The 23732-nt window shown below is 70.7% G+C and carries 22 protein-coding genes and 1 pseudogene; 17 read left to right on the top strand and 6 right to left on the bottom strand.

What is annotated here, in order from left to right; translation table 11 throughout:
- Window positions 1-15 precede the first annotated feature (15 nt).
- The 11 genes from ABTX78_RS04580 (at window position 16) to gdhA (ending at window position 12307) form a co-directional block, all read left to right on the top strand.
- The gene (locus ABTX78_RS04580; RefSeq protein WP_352205337.1) at window positions 16-1455 is read left to right on the top strand and encodes a pyridoxal phosphate-dependent aminotransferase; all 1440 of its coding nucleotides are present in this window, start codon (window positions 16-18) and stop codon (window positions 1453-1455) included.
- A 389-nt stretch (window positions 1456-1844) separates the two neighbouring features.
- A complete protein-coding gene (locus tag ABTX78_RS04585; RefSeq protein WP_352205338.1) occupies window positions 1845-2447 on the top strand; it encodes a hypothetical protein in 603 nt (200 codons plus the stop codon).
- A 16-nt stretch (window positions 2448-2463) separates the two neighbouring features.
- The gene (locus tag ABTX78_RS04590; protein WP_352205339.1) at window positions 2464-3267 is read left to right on the top strand and encodes a fibronectin type III domain-containing protein; all 804 of its coding nucleotides are present in this window, start codon (window positions 2464-2466) and stop codon (window positions 3265-3267) included.
- Between the two features lie 159 nt (window positions 3268-3426).
- Window positions 3427-4716, top strand: a complete 1290-nt coding sequence (locus ABTX78_RS04595) for an ATP-binding protein (RefSeq protein ID WP_352205340.1) — start codon at window positions 3427-3429, stop codon at window positions 4714-4716.
- Between the two features lie 123 nt (window positions 4717-4839).
- Window positions 4840-5607 carry a carbonic anhydrase gene (locus ABTX78_RS04600; RefSeq protein WP_502993762.1) on the top strand — a complete coding sequence of 256 codons (768 nt, stop codon included), beginning with the start codon at window positions 4840-4842 and terminating at the stop codon, window positions 5605-5607.
- 157 nt (window positions 5608-5764) lie between these two features.
- Window positions 5765-6427, top strand: coding sequence for a hypothetical protein (locus ABTX78_RS04605; protein WP_352205341.1), 663 nt, complete (start codon window positions 5765-5767; stop codon window positions 6425-6427).
- 124 nt (window positions 6428-6551) lie between these two features.
- Window positions 6552-7040 (top strand): hypothetical protein, encoded by a 489-nt coding sequence (locus tag ABTX78_RS04610; RefSeq protein ID WP_352205342.1) that lies wholly within the window; start codon window positions 6552-6554, stop codon window positions 7038-7040.
- A gap of 149 nt (window positions 7041-7189) precedes the next feature.
- Window positions 7190-8437: a hypothetical protein gene (locus ABTX78_RS04615; protein WP_352205343.1), complete on the top strand. Its 1248-nt coding sequence runs from the start codon at window positions 7190-7192 to the stop codon at window positions 8435-8437.
- The gene (locus ABTX78_RS04620) at window positions 8434-10026 is read left to right on the top strand and encodes a substrate-binding and vWA domain-containing protein (protein WP_352205344.1); all 1593 of its coding nucleotides are present in this window, start codon (window positions 8434-8436) and stop codon (window positions 10024-10026) included. The genes ABTX78_RS04615 and ABTX78_RS04620 overlap by 4 nt, the downstream gene beginning before the upstream one ends.
- Window positions 10010-10783 carry a hypothetical protein gene (locus ABTX78_RS04625; RefSeq protein WP_352205345.1) on the top strand — a complete coding sequence of 258 codons (774 nt, stop codon included), beginning with the start codon at window positions 10010-10012 and terminating at the stop codon, window positions 10781-10783. The genes ABTX78_RS04620 and ABTX78_RS04625 overlap by 17 nt, the downstream gene beginning before the upstream one ends.
- A 168-nt stretch (window positions 10784-10951) precedes the next feature.
- A complete protein-coding gene (gdhA, locus tag ABTX78_RS04630; RefSeq protein WP_502993763.1) occupies window positions 10952-12307 on the top strand; it encodes an NADP-specific glutamate dehydrogenase in 1356 nt (451 codons plus the stop codon).
- Window positions 12308-12390: 83 nt separating this feature from the next.
- Here the strand turns inward: gdhA and ABTX78_RS04635 are convergent.
- Window positions 12391-12600, bottom strand: a pseudogene (locus ABTX78_RS04635) (chitinase); the annotation flags it as partial.
- A 58-nt stretch (window positions 12601-12658) separates the two neighbouring features.
- On the opposite strand from ABTX78_RS04635, the gene ABTX78_RS04640 reads away from it, so the two are divergent.
- On the top strand, window positions 12659-13486 hold the full coding sequence (locus ABTX78_RS04640) for an MOSC domain-containing protein (RefSeq protein WP_352205346.1): 828 nt from the start codon (window positions 12659-12661) through the stop codon (window positions 13484-13486).
- A gap of 13 nt (window positions 13487-13499) precedes the next feature.
- Here ABTX78_RS04640 and ABTX78_RS04645 read toward each other — a convergent pair whose 3' ends face one another.
- The 5 genes from ABTX78_RS04645 to ABTX78_RS04665 all read right to left on the bottom strand — a co-directional run bounded on the left by ABTX78_RS04645 (window position 13500) and on the right by ABTX78_RS04665 (window position 17961).
- On the bottom strand, window positions 13500-13724 hold the full coding sequence (locus ABTX78_RS04645; protein ID WP_352205347.1) for a hypothetical protein: 225 nt from the start codon (window positions 13722-13724) through the stop codon (window positions 13500-13502).
- Between the two features lie 255 nt (window positions 13725-13979).
- Window positions 13980-14657, bottom strand: coding sequence for a pyridoxamine 5'-phosphate oxidase family protein (locus ABTX78_RS04650; RefSeq protein ID WP_352205348.1), 678 nt, complete (start codon window positions 14655-14657; stop codon window positions 13980-13982).
- Between the two features lie 154 nt (window positions 14658-14811).
- Window positions 14812-15819, bottom strand: a complete 1008-nt coding sequence (gene ppk2, locus ABTX78_RS04655) for a polyphosphate kinase 2 (protein ID WP_502993764.1) — start codon at window positions 15817-15819, stop codon at window positions 14812-14814.
- A gap of 119 nt (window positions 15820-15938) precedes the next feature.
- Window positions 15939-16574 carry a hypothetical protein gene (locus ABTX78_RS04660; RefSeq protein WP_352205350.1) on the bottom strand — a complete coding sequence of 212 codons (636 nt, stop codon included), beginning with the start codon at window positions 16572-16574 and terminating at the stop codon, window positions 15939-15941.
- A 142-nt stretch (window positions 16575-16716) separates the two neighbouring features.
- On the bottom strand, window positions 16717-17961 hold the full coding sequence (locus ABTX78_RS04665; protein WP_352205351.1) for a phospholipase D-like domain-containing protein: 1245 nt from the start codon (window positions 17959-17961) through the stop codon (window positions 16717-16719).
- 280 nt (window positions 17962-18241) lie between these two features.
- Here ABTX78_RS04665 and ABTX78_RS04670 point away from each other — a divergent pair, with 280 nt between their 5' ends.
- From ABTX78_RS04670 to ABTX78_RS04690, 5 genes are all read left to right on the top strand, one after another.
- The gene (locus ABTX78_RS04670) at window positions 18242-18415 is read left to right on the top strand and encodes a CsbD family protein (RefSeq protein WP_327678996.1); all 174 of its coding nucleotides are present in this window, start codon (window positions 18242-18244) and stop codon (window positions 18413-18415) included.
- An 82-nt stretch (window positions 18416-18497) separates the two neighbouring features.
- Window positions 18498-18932 (top strand): ATP-binding protein, encoded by a 435-nt coding sequence (locus ABTX78_RS04675; RefSeq protein WP_352205352.1) that lies wholly within the window; start codon window positions 18498-18500, stop codon window positions 18930-18932.
- 280 nt (window positions 18933-19212) lie between these two features.
- Window positions 19213-20115 (top strand): RNA polymerase sigma factor SigF, encoded by a 903-nt coding sequence (locus ABTX78_RS04680; RefSeq protein WP_352205353.1) that lies wholly within the window; start codon window positions 19213-19215, stop codon window positions 20113-20115.
- A 491-nt stretch (window positions 20116-20606) separates the two neighbouring features.
- Window positions 20607-22151 carry an SDR family oxidoreductase gene (locus ABTX78_RS04685; RefSeq protein ID WP_502993774.1) on the top strand — a complete coding sequence of 515 codons (1545 nt, stop codon included), beginning with the start codon at window positions 20607-20609 and terminating at the stop codon, window positions 22149-22151.
- Window positions 22152-22304: 153 nt separating this feature from the next.
- Window positions 22305-23678: a cryptochrome/photolyase family protein gene (locus tag ABTX78_RS04690; protein WP_352205355.1), complete on the top strand. Its 1374-nt coding sequence runs from the start codon at window positions 22305-22307 to the stop codon at window positions 23676-23678.
- The last annotated feature ends 54 nt before the right edge of the window (window positions 23679-23732 follow it).

The following is a 23732-nucleotide window of genomic DNA, read 5'->3' on the forward strand; positions in this document are numbered from 1 at the left end:
AGGGGAGGCAGCTTCATGGCCGGCAGCAATGTCACGGCGCTCTTTCGCGCGTCCACGGCGCACAGCCCTTCGTACTTCACGCTGAACAGGGCGGGCGGCGCGGAGGCGGGAGAGATCACCGACTTCTGCATACCGTGCAACCCGTACTTCCCCACACCTGAGATGTTCGAGATGCTCGCCGGCCGGCTACGCGAGATCCTCACCTACTACCCGAGCGGCGCCGACACCATCACCGCCGAGCTGTGCCAGGTGCTCGGTCTCAATCCGCAGACCGTCGCGATGGGCAACGGCTCGACCGAACTGATCACCTGGATCGACCACTTGCTGGTCCGCGAGTCGCTGGCCGTCCCCGTGCCCACCTTCGGACGGTGGACCGACCAGCCGATGGAGACGGGCAAGCGCGTCGACATGCTGCTGCTGCCGGAGGCACACGGGTTCGGCCTGGACCCGGCCTCCTTCGTGCAGTTCATCCGGTCACGTGGCTCCCGCGCCGCCGTCATCTGCAACCCCAACAACCCCGACGGCGGCTATCTGCCCAAGCAGAAGGTCATCGCCCTGCTCGACGAGCTTCAGGACCTCGATCTGGTCGTCGTCGACGAGTCGTTCCTCGAATTCGCGGACGCCGAGCCCGACCCGAGCGTCGCCGCCGAGGCCGTACTGCGGACGAACGTGATCGTGCTGCGCAGCCTCGGCAAGAACTTCGGTCTGCACGGGGTCCGCTTCGGCTACCTCGTCTCCAACCCGACCCTCGCGGGCAAGGTGCGCGCCGCGCTGCCCAAGTGGAACCTCAACTCCTTCGCCGAGACGGTGGTGTTCATGCTGAGGGAACACCGCCAGGAGTACGCGCAGAGCCTCGCCCAGGCGCGTCAGGACCGGCAGGAGATGATGTGGCGGCTGTCCCAGCTGCCGGGGCTGACCGTCTACCCGTCGCAGGGGAACTTCCTCTACGTACGCCTCCCGGAGGGCGTGGACGGGTCCGTCCTGCGTGACCGGCTGCTCGGCGAGCACGGGGTGCTGGTGCGCGAGTGCAGCAACAAGGTGGGCAGTTCCAGCCGCTTCCTGCGGCTGGTGATCAGACCGCAGCACGATGTGGCGCGCCTGATGTCGGCGATGGAACAGGTCCTCTACGGCCGCAGCGTGCAGGTCCCGGAGCAGCCTCCGCAGCCGATGGCGCCGATGCTCTCCCAGCTCCCCTCGCAGGCCCAGCCCCAGCCCCAGCCGCAGCCCGAACCCCAGGGCCGGCCACAACCCCAGACGCAGATGCAGGCCCCGGCGCCGATGCTGGCGCTCGCTCAGGAACCGGTCTCCGCCCGGGGCCTGTCCCCGGCCCGCCGGCCGGCCCCGAACCGCACCGCCGCGCCCTCGGCGGCGCCCGCGGCCGCGCTCTCCCAGGCGATGGTCCCCGGCTACACGTCGGGCACGGCGGCGGTGGACCGGCTGATCGCGGGGGCCTGAGAGCCACCCGCCGAGCCGGCGTCGATCGGCTTCCTGTCCGCCGACCGCTGGTACGGACCATGGTTCAGCCCGCTGGAGGGCACTCGGCTGACTCCCCGGCCCTTCGACACGCGTCCGCGCCCCGGATGCCCCGGGCGAGCAGCCCGCGCGGCTCCTTCCTGGGGCAGCGGACGGGACCCGCCGCCGCGGGCCGGCGCTTCGCCGCAGCCTGGTCGGTGCCAGGTGGGGCGGGCTGCGCCGTGGTCCAAGACCGGCCCGCCGTCCGATATCGCGGCGTCCGCGAGTCTTGACGCAGACACGCCACACACCTACCTTCCTATCGCTGAGGTTGTTCAGCTATTAACCCATCGTTCAAAATACTGAACGAGCAGCGGTTGAAGGAGCTCATGATGACCGGCAAGCGTTTCTTACTGGCGGGGGCCGCAGCGACCTGCGGACTGATCCTCGTCGCGCCCCAGGCGTCCGCGGAGGTCGAGCCGGGAGGGTGGACGTCGCACTCGCCGTCCTTCTCCGTCCAGGAGAGGGGGTGCGGCCAGGTCGACAACCTCACCTTCCGCCTCACCTGCTCGACCACCAGCGGCGACCAGCGCGCCGAGCGCCGGTACGCCACGTACAACGGCGGCACCCACCAGTTCGAGGGTTACTTCCGCATCACGGCCATGGGCGGGACCCGCATCAGTCTCAAGCAGACGTTCCGCGACGGGTCGTCGGCCGGCCCGTACTTCATGCTCGCCGTCGAGCGCGGCGGCCGGCTGTACGCGGTGCACGGGGGCGCGACCGTCGCCGACGGTGCGACGGTCGGCACGCAGGTCCGCGTCAACACCGTTCACCAGGTGGGCACATCCCACCGCACCTACATCAACGGCTCCCGCCGGCACACGTACGACAGCCCGGGCGGCAGCTACTACGACAAGTTCGGCGCCTACCGCACGAACAGCGGCAACGGGACCGCCACCGTGCAGTGGAGCGGCATCAAGTTCTGGCGCAAGTGAGCGCACGGGTACACGGATGACGACGATTCCCCGCCCGGCCGTCCGCGCGCTGCTGGCCGCCGCCCTCGTGTCCGCCGTCCTGTCCGGCTGCACGGACAGCTCCGCGGACTCCTCCGCGGGCGCGCGGGCGGACCGGCCCGCGACCGGGAAACCGGACGCCACGGCCGGTGTGACGCTGGCGGCCACGCTCGACTCACCCACCGACATCACCCTGCGCTGGAGCGGCCGGGACCCGGGGGCGGCGGGGCACGTCGTCGAGTTCGCCACCGAGCGGCAGGGGCCGTACACCGTCCTGCTGTTCGCGCCGCCCGGCCGGCGGACGTACACCCACCCCGATCTCATCCCGACGACTCCCTTCTACTACCGGCTCCGGCCGTACTACGGGCCGGCGTCGGACGGGATCGGCATCGCGTTGCCGCCGGGCGATTTCGGTGAGCGGGACCAGCAGAAGGACCACGGCTGGGCCGAGCCCCGGAAACTCCCCGGAGACGAAGGGGTGGGCGAGGCCCGGCACCCCGTGACGGGAGGCCCGGACAGGGCGGCGGCGCCGACCGGGCTGGAGGCGACCGTCATGCACGCGAACGGTGTGAAGCTCACCTGGCAGGACCACGCCCGGGACGAAGTGGGCCAGCTGGTCGAGATACGGCCCGCCGGCGCCCGCGAGTACCGGGTCGCCGCGGTCCTCGACGCGGACATCGAGTCCGCCGGGCTGATCACCCTGCCGCACGAGAAGAAGGCGGCGATCCGCGTCCGGCCCCTGCGCTACGGACCGCAGTCCAACATCGTCCACCGCACGACGGGCGCGGAGCCGCCCCGCTGACCATGAGCGGGAGAACGTCGGCCGACGCCCGGCCCCGGTGCCGCCGGCTACCGACGGAATGTCGCGTTCGCCGCGCCGCCCTTGTGCACAACGGCGCAGGCCCGCAGCGGCACACCGCCCCTAGCCTCGCCGGAACAGCACCAACGAGGGGCGGTACCGGTGAACTGGCTCATTCGCGACTACCGCGAGAGCGATCTCGCGGCGGTGGTCCACCTGATCGACACCACGGCCGAACTCGGCCAGGAGTCCGTGTTCTCGCTCGCCGAGTGCATCGGCGCGCTCACCTCACGCCAGCCCGCGGTCGTCGCCGTGCACCAGGGCGTCCCGGTCGGCGCGGCGCTCGCCACCGTGGCGGGCGAGCGGGCCTGGGTGATGCGTATCGCCATCTCCTCCGCCTGGCGTGGCCGGGGTCTTGCGAGCGCGCTGCTCGTGGAGCTGGAGCGGCGCCTGATCGCGGCCCGGGTGGGACGTATCGCCTATGTGCTGCCCGAGGAGGAACTGCTCGGCGAGGGCCTGCTGAACGCCGGATACACACGGCAGCCCGCCGTCGCCTACTTCGAGAAGGTCGAGCCGCTGCACGGTCCGGCCGCCAACCTGCTGGAGGACCTCGGCGGCCGGTTCCTGCCGAGCGATCTGTGGACCAGGGTCGCCGGCATGGAGGCCGAGAAGGACCTGATCGAGCGGCGGGTGGTGCTGCCGCTGGCGGAGCCGGAGCGCGCCGCCCGGCACGGCGTCCGACCGCCGCGCGCGGTCGCGCTGTTCGGTCCGCCGGGGACGGGCAAGACCACGTTCGCCCGCGCCGTGGCGGCCCGGCTCGGCTGGCCCTTCGTCGAACTGCTGCCGTCCCGGCTGGCGGACGAGGGCAATCTCGCCGCCGCGCTGCGCAGCGCCTTCGCCCGGATCGCCGAGCTGGAGAGGGTGCTGGTCTTCATCGACGAGGTGGAGGAGATCGCCCCCGTGCGCGGCGATGCGGGGCAGCCGGGCGGTATGCACGGAGTGACCAATGAACTGCTCAAGCTCATCCCGGGCTTCCGCGAGGGCGACGAGCGCCTCCTGGTGTGTGCCACCAACTCCGTACGCTCACTGGACCCGGCGTTCCTGCGGCCCGGCAGGTTCGACTACCTGATTCCGATCGGCACGCCGGACGCGGCGGCCCGTGCCGCGATCTGGTCCCGGTTCACGGACGGCCGGCCCGATGTCGAGGTCCCCGTCCTGGTCGCGGCCAGTGAGCTGTTCACGCCCGCAGACATCGAGCACGCGGCACGGATCGCGGCCCAGAGCGCGTTCGAGCGCGACCTGGAGACGATCGGCGGCGATCCGCTCGACCGGCGCGACCTCGGTGCGGGGACCGAGGACTATCTGACGGCGATCTCCCAGTGCCGCCCGACGGTGACGACCGAAATGATCGAGCAGTTCGGAGCGGACATCACCGCGCATGCGCGGGTGTGACACGAGTACGCAACACCCCTTTTTCCGTTGGCCATTGCATGCGAGCCATCGTGGTCATTCCCGTATCGGTAAACGATCAGTAAATGGGAACGAAGTATCGATCGCGGCGGATACGTTCGAGCCGTGAATCCGAAAAGCTTTCCCCCAGCCGGCACCGGCCTTCCCCGGACCGGCGCAGCCCCATCCCATGTCAGCCCCGGACGCCGCGCGCTGCTGCGTGCCGCGGTCGCCGGTGGTGCGACCGCGGTCGGCGGGCTCGCCCTCGGCGCGACGCCCGCCACGGCGGCACCACGGACCGGCGCCCGCCCGGCCACCCCCGCCCAGGCGCTCAAGGAGCTCTCCGCGGGCAATCACCGCTGGCGCACCTTTCACCAGCAACACCCCAACGAAATCAGGGCTGTTCGCCATGCCCTGGTCTCCGGACAGAACCCGTTCGCGGTCGTGCTGGGCTGCGTCGACTCGCGTGTGCCTCCGGAGCTGGTCTTCGACCAGGGCCTCGGCGATCTGCTGACCGTACGTTCGGCGGGCGAGGTGCTGGACGAGGCGGTGCTCGGCAGCGTCGCGTACGGTGTACTGGAACTCGCCGTACCCCTGGTCCTCGTGCTGGGGCACCAGTCCTGCGGCGCGGTCAAGGCGGCGGTCCACGCCGACGAGACGGGGGAGGAACTCCCCGCGCACATCCAGTATCTGGCCGACCGGATACGCCCGGCGATAGACCGCGGCCAACACGGCGACGCACGCGTCGACTCGACGATCAACCGTCAGGTCGCCCTGGTGCACCGCCGGCTCGCGGCGGAACCCGACCTCGCGGCGAAGATCACGGCCGGTGAACTGGCCGTCGTCGGGGCGCGCTACGAACTGGACAGTCAGCTGGTGCACACGATCGCCTGACGCCCCGAGGGTTTCGGCGAGGGCCCCGGCGGCGGCGAACGATGCCGCGGCCGTGGCGCTGCGTATTCGCCGACGGCGCCGTTGCGCACCGCCGTGCGGTTCGGCGGTACCAGCTGAATGGTGAGTCAGTGGGTGGCTACGACACGGGAAACGGAAGATGACCAACGAGCCGGAAATACCAGTCCTCCTGGGCAGGCCCGAGCGCATGTGGGAACGCGCGGTCGTCCTCGTGCTGATCGCCGTCACCAGAACGGCTCGTCCCGCATTCCGCCTGGGGGAGCGCGCGTTGGAGTGTTCGCATTCCAATGGCGGGTGGAATCTGGAGCTGCTGCCGGACGGCAACGCGGTCTTCTTCGGCCAGGATGTCGACTGCAGTGACACCACCTACGGGGGCGACAAGCCCGTCGACCTGCTGGCGGGCGCGCCCTCCTGGCTGCCCTACGGCAGGCTCCGTGATCTGAACCACGGTCATGAACTGGGCTATCTGTACTGGTGGGAAGGGGACCGCTGGGGCCGCGCTCCCTATCCGGACTTCGTCGAGGACGACGGTCTGGCCGCCTCCTGCGACGGATACGCCGGACTCTTCGACGACAGGTCGCTCGCCGACAGCTTCGCGGACGCCGGCTACCGGGACCGGGAGGTGGCCGAGCGCTTCACCGCCCGGGTCGCGGCCCGCACGGTGAACGCCGAGGCCCTCAGTGAGCTGATGGACTCGGCCTCCGATCCGAGTCCGCCGTGGGAGTCCCGTCTGCCGAGCGCCCTGGAGTGGGCGCAGCGGCTGGCAGTCGCCGAACAGCCGGACCCGCAACAGCCCTCCTGAAGCGAGGGCGGCGAGCCGCTCAGGCGCGGCGGATCGAGGTGTCACGGCTCCCGCTGAGCAGGCCGCACCCGTCGTACGTATCCCTTTTCCGTACGCTCCCGCACGCCCCGAAGGGACCTACAGCATGGGATACGCGACCCGGAGCCGACGGGCCACCGTGTTGCTCGCAGGCCTGCTCGTACTTCCGCTCGCCGGCTGCTCCACCGAGCCGGACGGCGCGACGGACAAGAAGGCGGCGGCGAGGCAGCCGGCGGAGAGGCGGACCGTGGCGAAACAGCAGCCCCGCCCGGCCGCGCCCGCGCCGGCTCCCGCGAACGTCGAGAAGATCGGCGCGCTCACCGGCTGCACTCCCGAGGTCCGCATCCAGGCCGAGGAGCTCCGCGAAGGCGTGTGCACCACGGCGCAAGGCAGTTGGACCGTCACCACCTTCCCCGAGGAGAAGTTCAAGACGATCTGGCTGGACAGTGCCCGGATGTACGGCGGGACCTATCTGGTCGGGCCGCGATGGGCCGTGGGCGGAAAACCGGAGCTCCTGGACACGCTGCGCACGAAGCTCGGCGGTGAGGTCGTCCGTCTGCGGGACCCGGCCCCGGGCAGCACGCCGTCCCCCTGACGGCCCCCTTTCGTCCGCCATCCTCAGTCGTCAACTGCCCTGCTTGGAAACGGAGTTGTTCAGAGCCGATTCGCTCAACCGTGCCCGCGCGGCCACCTCGCTGCGGAATGCTGTCATCGGCTGGGACGGGGGAATCGGGGGAGGCGTCCGTGGTTGTCGGGGAGAGACGTGTCGTCGAGGAGCCGAGCCTGGCGGTACGGCGGCCGTCGTCGTCCTTCCGGTCGCGGCGCGGCTTCCTGGCCGCCTTCCTGCCCGCACTGGCCTTCGTCCTGACCGGCGTCACCGCACTGGCCGTCTCCGGCAACACGCTGCTGCCCTTCGAACGTGTCATCACCCTCGAAGGCAAGATGGCGTCCAAGCGGGACTTCTTCGAGGACCAGGAGGTCCAGCGGCTCCTGATGAAGCATCACATCAAGGTGCACATCACGAGCTCGGGCTCGCGCGAGGTGGCGATCCGGGACATCTCCTCGTACGACTTCGTCTTTCCCTCCGGGCAGCCCGCCGGTGACCTGATCACCAGCCGGCTCGCCGCCCAGAACGCCTACGCCAAAGTGCACCGGCCGTTCGTCAGCCCCATCGTGCTCGCCACCTACCGCGAGTACGCCGAGGCCCTCCAGGACCGGGGCATGGCCGCCGCCCAGCGCACCCCGGGCCAGGAAAAACCGCTCTACTACGGCCTGGACATGCTCGATTTCCTCCGGAGCATCGACGACAAGCTCCAGTGGAACGACCTGGGGATCCGGAAGTACGGCATCACCAACGCCAACCGGGTCCTCGCCCAGAGCCCCGACGTCTGCGGCTCCAACTCGGCCGGCACCTATCTCGCGCTCGTCTCCTTCACCTGGCGCGGCAAGGGCAACGAGGTGCCGCAGAGCGACCAGGAGGCGGACGCGCGGGCCCGGGCCATCAAGCCGCTGCTGGAGCAGGGACTGCCCGCGGCCGACGTGTTCCGCACGTACATCTCCCCGGAGGGGAAGGGGATAGCGCCGGTGGTCGTGGCGTACGAGCACCAGTACCTCACCTACCAGGCACAGTTCCTGGCCGAGTCGAAGAGGCTCGACACCGACCGGGTGCTGCTGTACCCGGCCGGACAGATGGTGACGCAGCCGCAGTTCATCGCGCTCACCGAGGACGGCGACCGGCTCGGCGAACTCATCACCCGTGATCCCGAGCTGCGCCGGCGTGCCATGGAGCTGGGCTTTCGCATCCTCGATCCGTCGGGCGAGGTCGCGGGCGACCAGCTGTCGCGATTCCTGACGGAGCGGGGCATCCCCGTCCCGTCCGTGGCGAGCGACAACACCCGCTCCTCGATGCCGCGGCTCCGCTTCCTGGAGCGGATGATCTCCGTCGTGGGCGACTGCCCGGCCGCCGACCTCGCTGCCGGGACCTCCGGATGAGCAGGCTCTCCCGCCTGACCCGATGTGCCGCCCTCAATCTTGCCGCCCTGGTGCTGGGTTCGGCGACGGCGTGCACCACCGACGAGCCCCGGCGGATCAGCCTGAGTGTGCTCGCGGGCTCCGAACTCGCTGACATGGCACCCCTGTTGGACGATCTCCGCAAGGACACCGGGATCACCCTGGAGATGGACTACGGCGGCGCCGTCGACGCGGGCAACGCACTCGCACCGGGGACGTACCGGCACGACCTCGCCTGGCTCTCCTCCGACCGCTGGTTCCAGCTCAAGATGAAGGAGTCCGGACGGAACGCCGAGAAGCCGCTGACCACGAGCATCATGCGCTCGCCGGTCGTCATCGGCATGAAGCCGGCCGTCGCGGCCCAGCTGCGCCGCGGCGCACCGGGCGGGCAGATCTCCTGGGCGGACGTGGCGGACGCGGCGGCCGAGGGATCTCTCGGCTTCGCCATGGCCGATCCGCACCACACCAACAGCGGCCTCGCCGCCCTCGTCGGCGTCGCGACCGCCGCCGCCGGCACCGGCGGGGTGCTGCGCCCGGGGGACGTCTCCTGCGACCGGCTGCGCGGCTTCTTCAGCGGCCACCGGCTCACCGACGACTCCACCGCCCGCCTCACCGACGCGTTCGCCCGCCGGCAGGACGGCCTGGACGCCCTCATCACCTACGAGTCCGAGGTCCTCGCCCTCAACTCCAGTGGCAGGCTGCGCACCCCGCTGGAGATCGTCCGCCCCAAGGACGGCACGGTGCTGTCCGACTACCCCCTGCTCCTGCTCGACCCGTCCAAGCGGGCCGCGTACGACAGGCTGGTCGAGTGGCTCAAGAGCGAGCGCGTCCAGAAGCGGATCATGGAACGCACGCAGCGCAGGCCCATCGACCCCGGCCTGCAACGCATCCCAGCCCTGCGCGAACCGATCGGCAACGCGCTGTACTTCCCCGACCAGCAGGCCGTCGTCGACCGGCTCCTCGCCGACTACGGCGACCCGAAGCGGGACCCGGCCGGGCATGTGCTCTTTCTCCTCGACTTCTCCGGCTCGATGCGGGGAGAACGCATCGAGCAGCTCCGCGCCACCTTCGCCGGCCTCAGCGGCGCCGACGACAGCCGCTCCGGCAAGTTCGTCCGGTTCCACCGGGGCGAGACGGTGACCGTGATGCGGTTCGGCGGCCGGGTCCTCGACGAGCGGAGCGTCACCTACAGCGGCCCGCGGGACGTGGAGCGGCTGCGGACCCTGGTGGCCTTAGACGACTTCGGCGACGCCACCGCCATCTGGTCCACGCTCGACCACGCCTACGGCAAGGTCGCGGCCCTGGTCCGGGACCGGCCGGGCGTTCCCTTGTCCGTCGTCCTCATGACGGACGGTGAGAACAACGCGGGCCTCGGCCTCGACGCCTTCGTCCGGCGGCATGCGGGCCGACCGGACGCGGCGCGGGCGGTGCGTACGTACACCGTCCGCTACGGCGAGGCCGACACGGCAGAACTCGACCGAGCGGCACGGGCGACCGGCGGCCGCATGGTCGACGCCACCGCCCAGTCACTCCTCAGCGCTTTCAAGGAGATCCGTGGGTGCGTTCAGTGAGGAGTGGTGGGGCCTCTGGTGGCCGTGGATGCTGCTGTGGCTCGCGACCGCGGCGGGAGCGGCGGCGCTGCTGGGAGCGGTGCTCCTGTGGGCAATCCGCCGGCGCCGGTCCCGCGACCGGAATCTCACCTTCAGCATCTGCTTCTATCTGCACGACCGCTCGGTCATGGACCACTACCAGATGCGCGGTTACGCGGCGGCGCTGCGCAAGGAGGTCGAACAGCGGACCAGCGACAGCAAGGACGGCACCATCCGCGCCAGCGTCTTCGGCGTGAGCGCGGGCGGCGGGCGGCGCGACAACAGCGAGGTCGTCAGCAAGTACCTCGAGGTCGCCGAGCCGATCTCGGTGATCGGCGTCATCATGGACGTCCTCGAAGCACAGGACGTCATCGTCCACGTCGACCTCGTCCGGCAGACCGTGCGGCGCAACGCGGCCCTCGTCAACGGCCTGGCGGCACTGCCCGGTTCGCGATCCGCGCCGGCGACCGCCCGGCTGCGTGACATCGAGGACTTCGTCCTGATCCGCGGCCGCTTCCGCAAGGTCGGCGAGTCGGCGGAGTCGACGGTGCTGCTCGCGCCGTACGGGGATCCCGACGATCCGGCGCGCGGGCCGCGGGTACGGGTCACCTGCGCGACGGAGGGACTGCGCAACGAGGTCCCGCAGGGCACGTTCTCCGCCCGCTGCCTCGGCAAGGTCCAGGACTGGAACGCGGAGGAGGCGGTGCTGGAGGTGCAGGCGATGGCGATCTTCCGCTGACCGGCGCGCCGCCTGCGCGGAAGCGGCACCCCGGCGGGCCGGGCGTGGCAGACTTCCGGCCGATGAACGTCCGGCCCCGCACGGCCGTACTGCTGACTGGCAACGACACCTGGACCGTCACCGCCTCGGTCGGTCCGTCATACGCCGGCCGGGCAGGAGGGACATGCTGTGACCCTGTCTTCTTCGAAGGCGCGACTGGCAGCGCTGCGCACCGACATCGAGCGCCGCAATCCGGCACAGCCCGAATTTCATCAGGCGGCGACGGAAGTGCTGGACACCCTGGCGCCCGTGCTCGCCGCCCGGCCCGAGTACGCGGAACCGGGGCTCGTCGAGCGTCTCTGCGAACCCGAACGGCAGATCATCTTCCGGGTGCCCTGGCAGGACGACCGCGGTGAGGTCCAGGTCAACCGCGGTTTCCGGGTCGAGTTCAACAGCGCGCTGGGCCCCTACAAGGGCGGACTGCGTTTCCACCCCTCGGTGAACCTGGGCGTGGTGAAGTTCCTCGGCTTCGAACAGGTCTTCAAGAACGCGCTCACCGGGCTCGGTATCGGCGGCGGCAAGGGCGGCAGCGACTTCGACCCGCGCGGCCGCTCGGACGCCGAAGTCATGCGCTTCTGCCAGTCCTTCATGACCGAGCTCCAGCGGCACATCGGCGAGCACACCGACGTTCCCGCGGGTGACATCGGCGTCGGCGGCCGGGAGATCGGCTATCTGTTCGGCCAGTACCGCCGGATCACCAACCGCTGGGACGCCGGCGTCCTCACCGGCAAGGGGCAGGGCTGGGGCGGCTCGGCCATGCGCACCGAGGCGACCGGGTACGGCAGTGTGCTCTTCGCCGCCGAGATGCTGCGGCTGCGCGGCGAGGAGCTCCAGGGCCAGGCGGCCGTGGTCTCCGGCTCCGGCAACGTCGCCATTCACACCATCGAGAAGCTGGCGCGCAGCGGTGCCCACCCCATGACCTGCTCCGACTCCGAGGGCTGTGTCGTGGACGAGAAGGGCATCGACCTCGAACTCCTGCGGCAGATCAAGGAGGTGGAGCGCACCAGGGTCAGCGAGTACGCCAGGCGCCGCGGCGCCTCCGCCCGCTACCTTCCCGGCGGCCGGGTGTGGGACGTGCCCTGCGACATCGCCTTCCCGTCGGCCACCCAGAACGAACTGCACGCCGACGACGCGCTCGCCCTCGTGCGCAACGGTGTCAAGGCCGTCTCCGAGGGCGCGAACATGCCCACGACCCCGGAGGCGGTACGCATCCTCCAGGACGCGGGTGTGGCGTTCGGACCGGGCAAGGCCGCGAACGCCGGCGGTGTCGCGGTCAGCGCCCTGGAGATGCGGCAGAACGCCACCCGCGACGCGTGGACCGCGACGCGCGTGGAGGAGGAACTCGCCGTCATCATGCGGGACATCCACCGGGTCGCCCACGAGACGGCCGAGCGCTACGGCGTTCCCGGCGACTACGTGGCAGGCGCCAACATCGCCGGATTCGAGCGGGTGGCGGACGCGATGCTGGCCCAGGGCCTGATCTAGCACGCGTCACCGACCCCGCCGGCGGACAGGAGGGGGCCCGCACCGCCTCGGTGCGGGCCCCCGGCGGGGCTGCGCGCCTCCGCTCAACGGCGCCGCACGGCCTCGACGTTGTTCCCGAAGGTCCAGTTCTTGACCGGCAGAGCGGGGACCTGCTTGTCGTCCGGAACGCGCATCGTTGTGCCTCGGACGGCCAGGCCCTTGTCGAGACGGTCGGTCTGCGCGGTGAAGCCCTCGACCGTCCCCGCGGAGTAGGAGTCGCCGGAACAGCCGTACACACTGCCGTTGTCGTACTGCGGTGACGGGACGGGCGACGGTACGGTCGGGCCGAGTGCGCGGACACAGGGGGAGCAGGTGGCACGAGTGGTGGAGTTGGCGTACTACCCCGTCAAGGGCTGCGCCGGCAGCGCGGTGCGCCAGGCGGTGCTGACACCCGCGGGACTCGCACACGACCGCAGTTTCATGGTGGTCGACGAGCAGGGGGTGTACCGCACCCAGCGCCGGGACCCACGGCTCGCGCTGATCGTCCCCGTGATCGGCGCCGACGGCCTGCGGCTCACCCTGAACGCGCCCGGGCGGGAGCCGCTCGCCATCGACGTCGACACCGACGGACCACGGCGGCACGTCGATCTGTTCGGCGCCGCCTTCCTCGGGATCGACCAGGGCGACGACGCCGCCGACTGGCTCTCCACCGTCCTCGCCGCACCGAGCAGGCTCGTCCGCGTGCCGCCCGAGCACCACCGGGTGACCGACGGCCGCACACCCGGCACCTCCGGCTACGCCGACAGTTGCGCCGTCCATCTGCTGTCCCGGTCGAGCGTCGACCTGCTGAACGGGAAGCTCGCGGACCGCGGCACCGCGCCGGTGCCGACGGACCGCTTCCGCCCCAACATCGTCGTCGGCGGCTGGGACGAGCCGCACACCGAGGACCGCGTACGCCGCATCACCGTCGGAACGGCGGAACTGGGCTACGCCAAAACGGCCATCCGCTGCGCCGTCACGGTGGTCGACCAGCTGACCGGCGCACGGGACGGCCCGGAGCCGCTCCGCTCGCTGGCCGGATACCGCCGCGCGAGGGAGGGTGGCGTCGCCTTCGGGGCGAAGTTCGCGGTACTGCGGACGGGCACGCTGTCCGTGGGCGACGAGCTGACGGTGGGCGCGTGGGGAGAGACCGAGCTGTAGCCGCGCCTGGCACTCATCCGCGGTCGTCGTCCGGCAACGCGAAGAAACTTCCGCCGTGTTCGTCGACATGCACCACGTACCTGCCCACGCGGACGACCTGCACCGGGCCCGACCGCCAGGCGCCGCACGGCCCTTCGTCGCCGGCCAGCGGTGTCCGGACCTCGTGGAACGTGCTGCCGTCCGGGTTCGAGCCGGACTCGGTCATGTCACCGCCGGACGAACGCTCCAGCCGTCCCACGTCCTCGCCCGGCTCCCCGACGTCATGACCGAACCGGACCAGGCCGTCGTCGTAGACGGTGACGCCGGCGAAACCCCGGCTGTCGGCGCACCAGTCGCCGGCCTGGAGCCGGAGACGTGCTCGTCCTCCCGCAGCGGTCCGCCGTCACAGCTGATTCCGGCGCGCAGCCATGCACTGGGAGAGGGTGGCTTCACCCGCCCAGCATTGTCAGCCGGGCGGGCTGCCAGGGGGCCGCCCTGTCAACGGCGGAGCACGTCAGCGGTGCCAGAACCGCCGCAGTCCACGCGGCTGCGGAACAGCACCCGCCGTGGCCGTCGCACCGGCCGCCGCCGGCCGAGCCGCCTCACGCCGCAGGAAGTACTCCGCGTCCTTCGGGCGGCCCGACTCCGTGGTGCGGGGCCTCGGAGCCGGCTCCAGGTGCGGAATGTACTTGGAGCAGTGCACGTACGCCTCGTGGACCGTCACGTGCACCCACAGCTGGGCCTGCCGTCCCGGAACCGTGTCCCGCGGAAGGCCGGGGTGCGCGGCGCGCTGCTCCTCGTCGGTGCGCAGCGCGGCCGCGCCGTTGACGTGCAGACCTATGTGGTGCCGCGTGAAGTCGACGAACAGCAGGCCTAGATGGGGATTCTCGACGAGGTTGCCCACGCCGGCCAGGACGCCGTTGCCGCGGTACTCGGGATAGGTCAGCGTGCGGTCGTCCAGCACCGTGACGAACCCGGGCGGACCGCCGCGGAACGTCGCGTCACAGGCACCGCCGGCATCCGCCGTGGACAGGAACATCATGGTCTGGTCGCCGATGAACTCCCGCATGGCAGGCGTGAGAACGTCGTGCATCTGCCGGTCGTAGAAGTCGGCCGCCCGCTCGGCGGTGCCGAACTCCTTCTGGGCCAGCCGTTCCCCGTAGGAGCCGAACTCCTGGTCGCTGGTGGTCACGGCGGGTGGGCCTCCTCGGAAAAACGGCTGGATCCGGCGGAGGCTCATTTTCGTCTGTCGCGGCTCGCCCCGTCCAGCGACTGGGGAGTTGTGCCCGACAGGTTGTCTGCGGGCCCGGCCCGCTCACCCACCGTCCCCACGCGGTGCGTCCGCCTCATCTGCCGGGGCGCTCCGGGCGGTACGCCTCCTGCTGGTCCGGCTTCCCCGGATGCTCGCCCGGCCCCTCGGTGTGGCTGGCCAGCGGGGTGGGGGACAGCGCGGTGCTCTCCTCACCCGGCTCCAGCAGGGTGTCCGCCGGGCCGACGATCAGGGGGTCGGGACGGCCGACCGTCTCCTTGTCCTTGCTCGCGTAGTCCAGCTGCGAGAGCAGGCTGCGCATCGCCTCCAGCCGCCCGCGCCGCTTGTCGTTGCTCTTCACCACGGTCCACGGGGCATGGCTGGTATCGGTGGCCCGGAACATGTCGACCTTGGCGGCGGTGTAGTCGTCCCACAGGTCCAGCGAGGCGAGGTCGGTGGGGGAGAGCTTCCACTGCCGTACCGGGTCGACCTGGCGGATCGCGAAACGGGTGCGCTGCTCGGCCTTGGACACGGAGAACCAGAACTTCACCAGCACGATGCCGTCGTCCACCAGCATCTGCTCGAAGCGCGGGCACTCGCGCAGAAACAGCTCGTACTGCTCCGTGGTGCAAAAGCCCATGACCCGTTCGACACCGGCCCGGTTGTACCAGGAGCGGTCGAAGAAGACGATCTCGCCGGCCGCGGGGAGGTGCGCCACGTAGCGCTGGAAGTACCACTGGCCCGCTTCCCGTTCCGTCGGCTTCTCCAGCGCCACCACACGCGCGCCACGTGGATTCAGCCGCTCGGTGAAGCGCTGGATCGTGCCGCCCTTCCCGGCCGCGTCACGTCCTTCGCAGAGGACGACCAGCCGCCGGCCGGTGTCCTTGACCCAGCGCTGGAGCTTCAGCATCTCGATCTGCAGCAGCCGCTTACGGCGCTCGTACTCCGCGCGCGGCACCTTGCGGTCGTAGGGGTAGTTCTCGCGCCAGGTCTTGATCGGGCGGCCGTGCTCGTCCAACAGAAGCGGATGCTCGGGCCTGCTCTCGTCCACCGTCAGACCGTCGAGGAGGCTGTGCTGATCGTCCCGGTCGTGTGCGTCACTCACAAACGTCACCTGTCTCGCAGCCGTGGAGGGATGGGAAGCGCCCTGCCGGTACACACCAGTAAACGGGTCGGAGCGTCGCGGGGCACCCGGCCGGGGTCAGGGCGCCGGCCGGGGCGGGTTCAGCGGTGGGTGGAGTGGGCGGTGCGCTGCGACGGCAGCCACAGCGGGAGACGGGAACCCACCCGGCGGCCCGCCGCGCCGCCGGACTGCGCCCGCGGGCCATGGTCGCGGAGGAGCTCCTCGAGATGCGCCCGGCCGGCCACCATGGCGCGGCGCATGGCGTCGGCGTCGGTGACGCCGGCCGCGGCCTGCTGGGCGGCGGCGTGCAGCAGCCGGGCGCCGTCGATGTGGCGCGGGAAATGGACCGACAGGGCGTCGAGCTGGCGCTCGCGCGACTCGGCCGTGAGGCCCCGGTCGGAAGCGAGCCGGCTCAGCAGCTGGTTGGCCCGCGCCGCGGCCGCTCCGGGCGCGTCGACGAACTGCTCCTGGAGCCCCGACCAGCGGCTCAGATACTGCCGCCGGGTGCTGTCGGTGAGCGAGAAGGGGCAGAGACCGCCGAAGCGCCGCAGCCGGTCGGCCAGTTCGCGCTCCGCCGCCCGCACATCCCCGCCCGCCAGAGCGACCACGCGGTCGTACTCGGGTCCGAAGCGGCGCGTGAGCGTGGCCGTGCTGTACAGCTTCACCGGCCGGGCGAGCAGGAGCACCGCCATGATCGCTGCCACCAGTCCCAGAATCGCCAGGATGCTCACGGACATGGTTCCTGCCTTTCGACGATCTCCACGGCTGCTGTGTCACTGCGTGTTACCGATGCGTCGGTGGATAAACACCCCGGGTGACGGAGTGGCTACCTCCGGTTTCCCTCGTGCCCCAGGACCGCTCTCCCATTGCCGGCAGCGTTCACAGATACCGGCGGATGGGCTGGACCGCGGCCTCCCGGGCCCGCTGGAGGACCGACCGCCGCTTCCAGCGGCCACCCCTGATCGCCTCGCTCCGGGCGGCGTCCTCGTCGAAGTGGCCGTTCAGGGTCGCGGTGAACGCCTCGTCGAGGACGGCCAGCATGACTTCCTCGTCGTGTTCGAGCGACCGGCGGTTGAAGTTGGTGGACCCGATGAGCGAGGCCACCCCGTCGACCGTGATCACCTTCGCGTGCAGCATCGTGGGCTGGTACTGGTAGATCTTCACCCCGCAGGCGAGCAGGTCGTCGTAGAAGTGCTGCCCGGCCAGCTGGCAGACCCGTTTGTCGGTGTACGGGCCCGGCAGCAGGATCTCCACCTCCACGCCCCGCCGCGCCGCCGCGCACAGCAGGTCGATGAAGTAGGCGTCCGGCGAGAAGTACGCGGTGGTCAGCCGGAAGCGCTCCTCCGCCGACTCCAGCATGACCCGCATGAGCGTCTGCATGTCCTGCCAGCCGAAGCTGGCCGAGCCACGCACCACCTGCACGATCGCGGAGCCCTGCCGCTCGTGCTCGACGAACCGGTCACGTCCGTCGAAGAGTTCGTCGTGGCACTCGGCCCAGTTCTGTGCGAACGCGGCGGCGATGCCGTCCACCGCCGCGCCCTGGAGCCGGACATGTGTGTCACGCCATTCGTTCTCGTCGCGGGCGTCCCCGCACCACTCCTCGGCGATGCCCACACCGCCGGTGAAGGCCGTCGTCTCGTCGACGACGAGCGCCTTGCGGTGGCAGCGGTGGTTCTGCTTGAGAGGCGACAGGTACAGGGGCTTGCGGAACCAGGCCACCTGCACGCCGTCCCGTTCCATCATCGTCAGCTGATCCTTCTCGATCAGCCGGCAGCCGAAGCCGTCCAGCAGCAGCCGCACCCGCACACCCGCGCGGGCCCGCTCGGACAGGGCCTCGGCGAACTCCCGGGCGATGTCCCCCCGCCAGTACACGAAGGTCATCATGTCCACGGTGTGCTGGGCCGATCTGATGCTCTCCAGCATGGCCGCGAAGATCTCGTCCCCGTTGCGGAGCGGGACGAGGCAGTTGCCCTCGGTGGCGGCGATGCCGATCAAACGCTCCAGTCGCCGCCGCAGGCGCTGGATGCGCTGCTCGGGCGTGACCGCCTCGGCGGTACCCGCCTCGCCGGATCGTGCGGACCGTCTTTCGGGACGTATCCGCGGCTGGTCCTGTGTGCTCGTCATCGATTCACTGCTCCGGTGCAAAAGGGGGCGCCGCGCCAGGGGCGCGACGCAGGGACGGTACCCAGCAAGGGACCCCGACCGGTCCGGTCGGGGCCACGAGGACGCCGGCGGGTGCCCGTGATCGAAGGAACCCTCTTTCCAGCCCCCGGTCCGCCGCATGCCCCCACGGCAACCGAACATGCCCTTCGCCTTTTCCGCGAAGCTCACGGGTTTACCGGCCGTGTGAGCGGTGACGCGACTGTCAGGACCTGTTGTCTAGCCGACTTGGAAGTGAACAGCTGTGGCTGAGAACCAGAAGGCCAAGGCCAAGATGGAACAGACCAAGGGCAAGGCCAAGGAAGCGGTCGGACGCACCGTGGGCAACGAGCGGATGACCGCAGAAGGCCGCGCCGAGCAGGCGAAGGGTGACGCCCGCCAGGCCAAGGAGAAGACCAAGGACGCGTTCGACCACTGAGGTCTGCACACACTGTCGGGCCCGTCGCATCCCGCTGTGCGACGGGCCCTTGTCCTTCGGGGCCCCGGGCCCCACCAGGACGATGCCCAAGGAGTGCTGGAGCGTGTCTGCTGATGAACTGACGGGGCCGATGCACCCGATTCCGCAAGGTCCCGCCGAAGCGCGCAGGGAAGTCGAGTTCCTGCTGCACGAGCGATTCTGCCGGCCCGATGCCGACCGCGACGATCACGCCCTGACGGATGCCTTGCTGGTGACCTCGGAATTGGTGACGAATGCCCTTCTGCACGGTGGCGGCGTCACGGACTTCGAGGCGGAGCTGACGACAGAAGGCGTCCGTGTGAGCGTGAGCGATCACAGCGACGAGATACCGACCGTCCTGGAACGCACCGACGCCCGTGGCCGGTTCAGAATCGGGGGACACGGCTGGCGTGTGATCAGCCGGATCGCGCGGGACGTGGCCATCACGCGCCATGACAGCGGGGGCAAGCGGATCTCCGTACTGGTCCCGTTGATCTGATCCGCAGCCGATCCGGAGCTCCGTACTCCTCCCCGTTGATCCGACGTTGATCGGATCCGCGGCCGACCCCCGCCGGGCCGCTGCTGCGGCTCCCGGGCCACGCGGACCATCCCTCCCGGTCCCCCGGCACGGACCATGCGGAATACTGGGTCGGTACTCACCCGACAGGGATGGAGGCGCCTCACAGGCTTTGCCTCCATCTCTTCGGGGTCGGGTGTGTGAGCCGGCGGATCGGGGGCACACGCCTTTTCGTCACACCGTCTATGGGGAGGGACCTGACATGCCGAGCGCCATATCGTCCACGCACCGGAGCCTGTCGGACGCGGCAGAGGCGACGGCCGGCGCCCCGCAGCGGGTGGGGGACCTGCCGTGGGTCGAGGATGCCGGCAAGGTCGCGCCGAAGGATGCGAAGAGCCTGTCCAAGGTGTTCTTCGACCGGCTGCAGACGCTCGAAGAGGGCACGCACGAGTACCAGTACGCGCGCAACACCCTGATCGAGATGAACCTTTCGCTGGTGCGGTTCGCGGCCAACCGGTTCCGCAGCCGCGGCAGCGGTGAGATGGACGACATCATCCAGGTCGGCACCATCGGTCTCATCAAGGCCATTGACCGCTTCGAACTGAGCCGCGAGGTCGAGTTCACCTCCTTCGCGGTGCCGTACATCGTCGGCGAGATCAAGCGCTTCTTCCGTGACACCAGCTGGGCGGTCCACGTCCCGCGCCGGCTCCAGGAGCTCCGCACCGAACTCGCCAAGGCCCGCGACGAACTGGCCGGCGTACTCGACCGCGACCCGACGGTGAAGGAACTGGCCGAGCTCCTCGACCTGAGCGAGGACGAGATCATCGAGGGCCTGGTCGCCGCCAACGGCTACACCGCGGGCTCCCTCGACACCCCGAACGCCGACAGCGACGACGCGCCCACCGGCGCCGGGAGCGGCCGTGCGTACGCCGACGTGCTCGGCGACATCGATCCGGCGATGGAACTGACGGAGGATCTGCACACGCTCGCGCCGCTGCTCGGACAGCTGGACGACCGTGAGCGGAGCATCCTTCAGATGCGTTTCGGCCAGGAGATGACGCAGGCCGAGATCGGCAAGGAGCTCGGCATCTCGCAGATGCACGTCTCCCGTCTGCTGACCCGCATCCTGGCGAAACTGCGGGCGGGCATGCTCACCGAACACTGAGCCGGGTCCGAGCAGAGATTCCTGAGCACGAATGCCGAGCAGCGAATCCTGAGCGCCGACTTCTGCGCGGATGCCGCGCTCGCCGGACGACGGCGGGCGCGGCATCCGTCCGTCTGCATCCGTTTGTCTGCATCCGCCGCCCCGACTCGCGGCGAAGTCATGACGCGGTCCCGGCAGGCGCGCTCTTGGGCCCTGCCGGGCCCGTCTGTCTCGGTGCGTCCCCGCGTCCGCGTCTCCCCGCGCGTCCCGGCGTCGACCGCGCCATGATCGGTCCTGGGTGACCTGCACTCGCCGTCCCGCCACCGCATCCCTTCGCCGTCCTTTGCCGGAAGAGTCGGTGCAGCTCGGCGACAGCACGGTCGCGGATCATGCGACGGACGAGCGGACCACGGGCACAGGAGGCGCCGATGCCGACGGACGGACCGACAGGGGCGCGGGAGCAGCCGGAGAAGCAGGACCAGCAGCGCCGACAGGAGGCGGGGTACCGGCCGGTGACGCGCGACCAGCCGGAGACGGGGCAGGACACCGCGCCACTGCGGTGCCTGGTCACCGGGGCCACCGGGTACATCGGCGGCCGGCTGGTGCCCGAGCTGCTCGAAGCCGGACACACCGTACGCTGTCTCGCCCGCTCGCCCGACAAGCTGCGCGACCACCCGTGGGCCGCAGACGCCGACGTGGTCCGGGGTGATGTCACCGACCCCGAGTCCGTCAAGGCGGCGATGCAGGACATCGACGTGGCCTACTACCTGGTCCACGCCCTGGGCACCGGCTCGCACTTCGAGGACACCGACCGCGAGGCCGCAAGGATCTTCGCCGATGCGGCGCGGTCGGCAGGCGTTCGGCGCATCGTCTATCTGGGCGGTCTCACTCCCTCCGGGGTCCCCGAGCACGAGCTCTCGGCGCATCTGCGCTCCCGTGCCGAGGTGGGGCAGATCTTCCTCGACGCCGAGGTCCCCGCGACCTTCCTGCGCGCGGCCGTGATCATCGGCTCCGGTTCGGCGTCCTTCGAGATGCTGCGTTATCTGACCGAGCGCCTGCCGGTCATGGTGACCCCGAGCTGGGTGCGGACCCGTATTCAGCCGATCGGCGTACGCGACGTCCTGCGGTATCTCGTCGGGTCGGCCCGTATGCCCGAGGACGTGAACCGCGCCTTCGACATCGGCGGGCCGGACGTCATCACCTATCTCGACATGATGCGCGGCTACGCCGCCGTGGCCGGGCTCCCGCGGCGGCTCATCGTGCCCGTCCCCGTCCTCACCCCGCGGCTCTCCAGCCACTGGGTCGGGCTGGTCACCCCCGTGCCCCACTCCATCGCCCGGCCGCTCACCGAGTCGCTGCGGCACGAAGTGGTGTGCGACGAGCACGACATCGCACGCCATGTGCCCGACGTGCCGGGCCGGCCGCTCACCTTTCAGCAGGCCCTCACCCTCGCACTGCGACGCGTCCGCGAGGCCCAGGTGACCACGCGCTGGTCGTCGGCGTCGGTGCCCGGCGCCCCGAGCGACCCGCTGCCGACGGACCCCGACTGGGCGGGTGGCAGCCTTTACAAGGACTGCCGGGAGCTGGTGGTGGACGCACCGCGCGCCTCGCTGTGGCGGGTGATCGAGGGCATCGGCGGCGACAACGGCTGGTACTCCTTCCCGGTCGCGTGGGCGGTACGGGGATGGCTGGACCGCTTCGTGGGCGGCGTCGGCCTGCGGCGCGGACGGCGGGACGCCGAACGCCTGCGGGTCGGTGACTCGCTGGACTTCTGGCGGGTGGAGGCGATCGAGCCGGGTCGTCTGCTGCGGCTGCGGGCCGAGATGCGGCTGCCGGGTCTGGCCTGGCTGGAGATGTACGCCGAGGACGACGACCGGGGACGCACCCGCTATCGGCAGCGCGCCCTCTTCCACCCCCGGGGCCTGCTCGGACACGCCTACTGGTGGAGCGTGTCGCCCTTCCACGCGATCGTCTTCGGCGGCATGGCCCGCAATATCGCGCAGGCGGCGGTGAAGGGCACGGCCACCGAGGGCCCGCGGCGGCCGGTCTCCCGCTGAGCCGTGCGTCCGGTCTCCGGCTGAAGGCTGCATCCGCCGGGCCGCCCGCGCCCGAATCATCCCCGTAGACCCGAAAATCCGTAGACCCGTTAACCCCGTGTAGATCCTCGTAGACCCCCGTAGACATCGACATCCCCACCAGGAGAGGCGCACATGACGGTCTCCGTCGTCCTGTTCACGTCGGACCTGCGGCTGCACGACCACCCGCCCCTGCGCGCGGCCGTGAACTCCGCGGACGAAGTGGTCCCGCTGTTCGTGCTCGACCCGGGCATCGAGGCCGCCGGATTCGACGCGCCCAACCGCCGGGCGTTCCTCGCGGACTGCCTGGCGGATCTCGACGCCGGGCTCGGAGAGCGGGGCGGGCGGCTCGTGCTGCGGTCCGGCCGTACGGCGGAGGAGGTGTGCAAGGTGGTCGCGGAGACGGGAGCGTCGACCGTCCACACCGCGGCCGGTGTCTCCGGGTACGCGTCCCGACGCGAGGAGGAGCTGCGGCGCGGACTGGACGGGCAGGGTTGCCGTCTGGAGGTCCACGACGCCGTGATCACCGCCGTGCCGCCGGGGGCTGTGGTGCCCGTGGGCTCCGACCACTTCGCCGTTTTCACCCCGTACTTCAGGCGCTGGGCGCAGCAACACCTGCGCATTCCTTACGGTGCACCCCGGCGCGTCACGGTCCCCGACAACGTCGGTTCCTACCGGCTCCCGCCGCGCCAGGACGTGGTGGGGGTGGCACCCGGACTGGCCGAGGGCGGCGAGACGGCGGGGCGCACACAATTCCTCACCTGGAAGCGGCGAGGACTGGCCGGGTACGCGGACCACCACGACGACCTGCCGGGCGACGACACGTCGAAACTCTCCCCGTACCTCCACTTCGGCGCGCTGTCCCCGGTCGAACTCGTGCACCGGGCGCGGGACCACGGTGGCCCGGGGGCGGAGGCTTTCGTCCGTCAGCTGTGCTGGCGCGACTTCCACTACCAGGTGCTGGCCGCGCGCACGGCGGCTTCCCGTGAGGACTACCGGCCCCACGGCGACGCATGGCGGACCGAGGGGGACGCGGCCGAGGAGATCGAGGCCTGGAAGCAGGGCCGTACGGGCTACCCCATGGTCGACGCCGCGATGCGTCAGCTGCGACACGAGGGCTGGATGCACAACCGCGGCCGGCTGCTGACCGCCTCTTTCCTGGCCAAGACCCTCTACGTCGACTGGCGCATCGGCGCCCGCCACTTCCTGGAACAGCTGGTGGACGGTGACATCGCCAACAACCAGCTCAACTGGCAGTGGGTGGCGGGCACCGGCACCGACACCCGCCCCAACCGCGTGCTGAACCCGGTTGTCCAGGGCAAGCGCTTCGACCCCGACGGCGCCTATGTACGCCGCTGGGTGCCGGAGCTGGCCGGTCTGCGGGGCGCCGCCGTGCACGAGCCGTGGCGGCTGGAGGGTCTGGACCGCGCGCAGTACGACTATCCGGAGCCCATCGTCCGACTGTCCGAAGGCCTGGCGCGCTTCAAGCTCGCACGCGGCAAGGAGTAGGAGGGGCTCCCGGCCCGGGACGCCCGAAGCACCGGCCGCCGGGTGTCACCCCGC

Origin of the sequence: Streptomyces sp. NPDC096193 (assembly GCF_040302905.1) — a bacterium.
Taxonomy (GTDB): Bacteria; Actinomycetota; Actinomycetes; order Streptomycetales; family Streptomycetaceae; genus Streptomyces.

Bases quoted from the DNA above. Each gene is read 5' to 3' on its own strand.
- ABTX78_RS04580 (WP_352205337.1), top strand. From the start codon at position 16: ATGGCCGGCAGCAATGTCACGGCGCTCTTTCGCGCGTCCACGGCGCAC.
- ABTX78_RS04585 (WP_352205338.1), top strand. From the start codon at position 1,845: ATGACCGGCAAGCGTTTCTTACTGGCGGGGGCCGCAGCGACCTGCGGA.
- ABTX78_RS04590 (WP_352205339.1), top strand. From the start codon at position 2,464: ATGACGACGATTCCCCGCCCGGCCGTCCGCGCGCTGCTGGCCGCCGCC.
- ABTX78_RS04605 (WP_352205341.1), top strand. From the start codon at position 5,765: ATGACCAACGAGCCGGAAATACCAGTCCTCCTGGGCAGGCCCGAGCGC.
- ABTX78_RS04610 (WP_352205342.1), top strand. From the start codon at position 6,552: ATGGGATACGCGACCCGGAGCCGACGGGCCACCGTGTTGCTCGCAGGC.
- ABTX78_RS04620 (WP_352205344.1), top strand. From the start codon at position 8,434: ATGAGCAGGCTCTCCCGCCTGACCCGATGTGCCGCCCTCAATCTTGCC.
- ABTX78_RS04660 (WP_352205350.1), bottom strand. From the start codon at position 16,574: ATGTCCGTGAGCATCCTGGCGATTCTGGGACTGGTGGCAGCGATCATG.
- ABTX78_RS04665 (WP_352205351.1), bottom strand. From the start codon at position 17,961: ATGACGAGCACACAGGACCAGCCGCGGATACGTCCCGAAAGACGGTCC.
- ABTX78_RS04675 (WP_352205352.1), top strand. From the start codon at position 18,498: ATGCCCAAGGAGTGCTGGAGCGTGTCTGCTGATGAACTGACGGGGCCG.
- ABTX78_RS04680 (WP_352205353.1), top strand. From the start codon at position 19,213: ATGCCGAGCGCCATATCGTCCACGCACCGGAGCCTGTCGGACGCGGCA.
- ABTX78_RS04690 (WP_352205355.1), top strand. From the start codon at position 22,305: ATGACGGTCTCCGTCGTCCTGTTCACGTCGGACCTGCGGCTGCACGAC.